Below are 4,208 nucleotides of genomic sequence, written 5' to 3' on the forward strand. Positions count from 1 at the left end.
ATGCTAGAAAAAAAACGCGCCCTTTGAAAAAAGTGCGATCAGAAAGCGCAGTTTACAGATGAAAAGAAAAACAGTTGCCGGGATGGATTGCAGGTAGGCTCCTGTTTTTCCAGCTGTAAACGAAGCTTTCAGCCACTTTTTTCATCAGCGCTTGATTTTTTGGTTACTTTTTTATCAAGAAAAAAGTAACAACAAAAATTCATTTTCTACTAACTTCGTGAACGCAAACCAAAAAGTTGCTAAATATAATCGAAGAAAAACCACAGTCGTGAACGGAAACGGAAAATTTATTTTATTTCGGTTGCGTTTACACACCTTTAGCATAGCTTCTAGTTACCAAATTCCTTTAAAAGGTCCTAATAGCTTACAAAATCAAGTTTATACTACAAATAATAAACAAAAAGCAAATCTAAAAACTATACTAGTATTTATTCACCACTATGGTAAAAGTACGCGAAAAAATAAACAACACCCCCTGTAAAATAGCAGTGAATCTACTTTCAAATTACCAGCAGCGTGCACGTTTCAAAAGCAGCCTACTACACAACTATAGCCTCCTTACTACCTATGGGCATACACAAAAATCTATATAACAGATATATATATATGCATAACAATCAGAATTTTCCTACCATACAGTGATAGGCTGCTTTATGATAGGATTTAGCTAACGGATCAACCTGGAAGCGTCTAGGCAACGTGCGCGTTGCGCACGAAAACTAAATAAAACAAAAAACAATAACTACATGGAATCTATAAAAAACAAAAAACAACATAAAGTGAAAATGTTACTAACCAGTAGTAGTTTGTTACTACTAAACGCAAATCAGCATTCCTGCTGGGATTTAAAATCAGATTTGAAGCAAAAAGCTATACATCCAAACACTACTGACCATCGCGCTAGCGAAAATACGCTAGCAATCCCTAACACAACATACACACCACATAATGCTTCTACTGAACAAGAACAGGCTAACGGAACCTACAGAGAGACCAGGTATGAAACTGGATATGGAAGCGATACAATGCTAGATAGAGCCCAAAATAGTTATGAAGGTCTAGAAACGGATCAATGTTCCTTAGAAGCTGGTATTAGCTATCAAAATCTAGAAAGTCATAAACAGCTATCTAGAGCAGCAACCAGGCTTATCCAATTAATAACCGAAGCGCTACAAAACGTTGCACGTAATGTGGAGAAACATATTAATTTGAATCTGATCAATAGTTTAATCGTAATACAAAAGACCGTTAATCAAATGGCAGCTATGTATCCAGAAAGTTATAAACAGCTATCTAGAGAAGTAACCAGGCCTATCCAATTAATAACCGAAGATTTACAAGACATTGCATGTAATGTGGAGAAACATATTAATTTGAATCTGATCAATGATTTAATCGCAATACAAGAGACCGTTAATCAAACGGCAGCGCTGCGTGACGGAGATGATCAGATTTTAGCGCCTCATCAAAAAGAAAAACTAAACAGCATACAAGCAAAAATCGAAGAATCAAATTCCCCTTCTTACCTTGCAATTGATCTTTACAATGAGGTATATCAATCATTATTACATCGCTCTACAGTAAAGTGCACTGATCTCTGATTGTTAAAGGGTTGTATGGTAATTACCAGCAAAATGCATTAGACCTCTTACAAAACTTATTGAGCACTTTTGGTCTGAAAACTTGTCTATGCTCCTCCAATACATTGAGCATACTGCAGTCTGCGACTGCCTTTCTTCTAAAAGTTGTTCATTACAAACAAATAGGTTTTGAAAGAGAGCTAAAATAGATACTGTGTTTAATCAACAGTTAGCTAAAAAATCAAATCCTGCTAAGCAACTTTAGCCAATGAAGTTTCTTTTTAGGTATAACCTACCTCTTTGGTTGTCAGCTAAATATAAACTCAATGGGCATGCATCATGCCCTAAATAAAACAAAAAAAACAATAATTAACTATATGAAATCTAGCAAAAACAAAAAACAACATAAGGCAAAAATTTTACTAACCAGTGGTAGTTTACTACTACTAAACGCAAATCAGCATAGCTGCTGGAGTTCAAAGTCAGTTTCGAATCAAAAAGTTATACATCCAAACACTACTGACTATTCCGCTAGTGAAAATAAAATACCAACTCTTAGCACAAAATACTTACCACATACTACCTCTACTAATGAAGAAGAGACTAACGGCGTCTACAAAGAGATGGATTATGAAAGTGGATATGCAAGTAATAGCGATAGTGAGCAGGTGACTTATCCATATACACCACCAATATATTATTCAACGTCATTCAACAATGTTTATACAAATAAAAGCGATATCGTGCCAGATGCATCTAAAAAAAGTCAGGAGCACAATTCTTTGAAAGTAACTGAAAGTGGCAATATATCTAGTGATTTACAACCATCCAACAGTATAAATGATAGAACCATAGATGCATCTAAGACAGGGCATAGAGATGCTCTGCTTGAAGAGAGCGGGAGTGATATAGACCGATTCATAAACGGTCCAACAAAGATAGATAAAGCCAATGATAGCAATAGAACCAATGGTTGTCAAGATGAAAAAAACCATATTGACCAGGGATACGGATCGAGCAGTACTTTGTCAAGCAATCACACAAACCATTCTACTGATCAAGCAGCAGAGTATGATGATTGTCTATTGGATAATAGTAGCGATACAAAGGCGTCTTTTGATAAAGATGATCAGTTGCCATTCTATAGCAGCAATGATGTAGAAGACCCTATTTATGAAAACCTAGACATACTACCTGAAGATGATAGCACTGACTACAACTCTATTGATGAAGAAAATTTTTATGAAATCCCTATTGTTTTTAATAAGGAACATCCATTTCAACCGAACAACTCGCACACGCATCCTTGCCCAGCGTTGCCTGAGCGTTTGAAAAAAAAAGGCTTCATCAAGCGTATCCGTTCAGCCCTATCGCGGGGTATAGATAAAAAGTAAAATGCCCCTTAGATACAGGGTTAAGAGTATCCGAATTATGTGCGTTTACCATTTACCAACTTCTATGGTAACAAAAGGCGGTGCGTATTTCTGGTAAAGGTGGTCCATCCCGCCTTTCCTGCGTCATACCTTCGCCACTTTAGCACTATAAAAAAGAATATCTTTGGCATCCGTACACAAAACACTTGGACATGATAGGTTAATGACCGCCGCAATCTATCGTAATGCTACAGACGCACACGTTATGGAGGAATATGCCGGATGGCTGTGGAGCGACGACACTCTGCTAATAATATTTTTCCAACAACAAGTCAGGTAAGGGCAGTATGATAAAAACACCAACAACATTACAAGAACTAAGTCGGATTCGATATATGAATAAAATTTTGTATATTTTATCTGATTTATAGCAAATATTGTAAAGCGTCTTAACATAAGAAGACGCTTATTTCTATTTTTATTCAAATTTTATTCACCAATCTATCATGAAAAAGTATTTATTGATTTTACCCCTTGTTACATCCTGTAGTGGGTTGGTCGGTTTTAATAATATGGGCACTGCAGCACCAACTAGTCAGGTGAAGAAAAGATGTTTAGATGATCAAAATAATGAAGGAGAACCTTCAACTAGCCAGGTGCAGCTAGGATGTCTAAATGACGATGACCAAAATAATGGAGAACAACGCTCAAAAGGTAATAGTAAAAAAAGTCTGGATAAGTCCATCAAAAGTAACCTATGTAATACGCTTGGTTTTATAGGGGATTGTCTAGACAGATAGACCGTAGCGCTACTACGCTCAAAGCAAAAGATAAAATAATTTTTTTGCCCCCACTTTTTATTGGTCAATACATCTGAAACAATAAAGTTTTAGGTAAATAATTTTGTAAAGCACCCCTTACAGCCGAAAAAAACATTTCGCAAGATTCAAATAGGCTATTTTTCTATCTTAATTGTATAAGGGGTGCTTTCTACCTGATGCTCCCTGAGCAATAGAAAACTTAATTATTAAAAATTTGTCTGTATAAATCAGTCCACCATACAACCACTAGAATAGCTTTAGATGCTTTTTGGGGAGTTAACAGAACATCATAACGACCTAAACCGCTGGCATCCGTTCACGACTGTGGTTTTTCTTCGATTATATTTAGCAACTCTTTGGTTTGCGTTGACGCAATTAGTAGAAAATGCATTTTTGTTGTTACTTTTTTCTTGATAAAAAAGTAACCAAAAAAT

General features: G+C 36.0%; 3 protein-coding genes. All 3 read left to right on the forward strand.

Translation table 11 applies throughout. The features are described from left to right. Window positions 1-746: 746 nt before the first annotated feature. The 3 genes from MUW73_RS03750 to MUW73_RS03760 all read left to right on the forward strand — a co-directional run bounded on the left by MUW73_RS03750 (window position 747) and on the right by MUW73_RS03760 (window position 3,753). The gene (locus MUW73_RS03750; RefSeq protein ID WP_243018638.1) at window positions 747-1,601 is read left to right on the forward strand and encodes a hypothetical protein; all 855 of its coding nucleotides are present in this window, start codon (window positions 747-749) and stop codon (window positions 1,599-1,601) included. 356 nt (window positions 1,602-1,957) lie between these two features. After that, the gene (locus MUW73_RS03755; protein WP_243018639.1) at window positions 1,958-2,974 is read left to right on the forward strand and encodes a hypothetical protein; all 1,017 of its coding nucleotides are present in this window, start codon (window positions 1,958-1,960) and stop codon (window positions 2,972-2,974) included. A gap of 485 nt (window positions 2,975-3,459) precedes the next feature. Continuing rightward, entirely contained in the window at window positions 3,460-3,753 is a 294-nt protein-coding gene (locus MUW73_RS03760) for a hypothetical protein (protein WP_243018640.1), read from the forward strand. Window positions 3,754-4,208 lie beyond the last annotated feature (455 nt).

Source organism: Candidatus Cardinium sp. cByotN1, from assembly GCF_022810525.1.
Classification (GTDB): Bacteria; Bacteroidota; Bacteroidia; order Cytophagales; family Amoebophilaceae; genus Cardinium.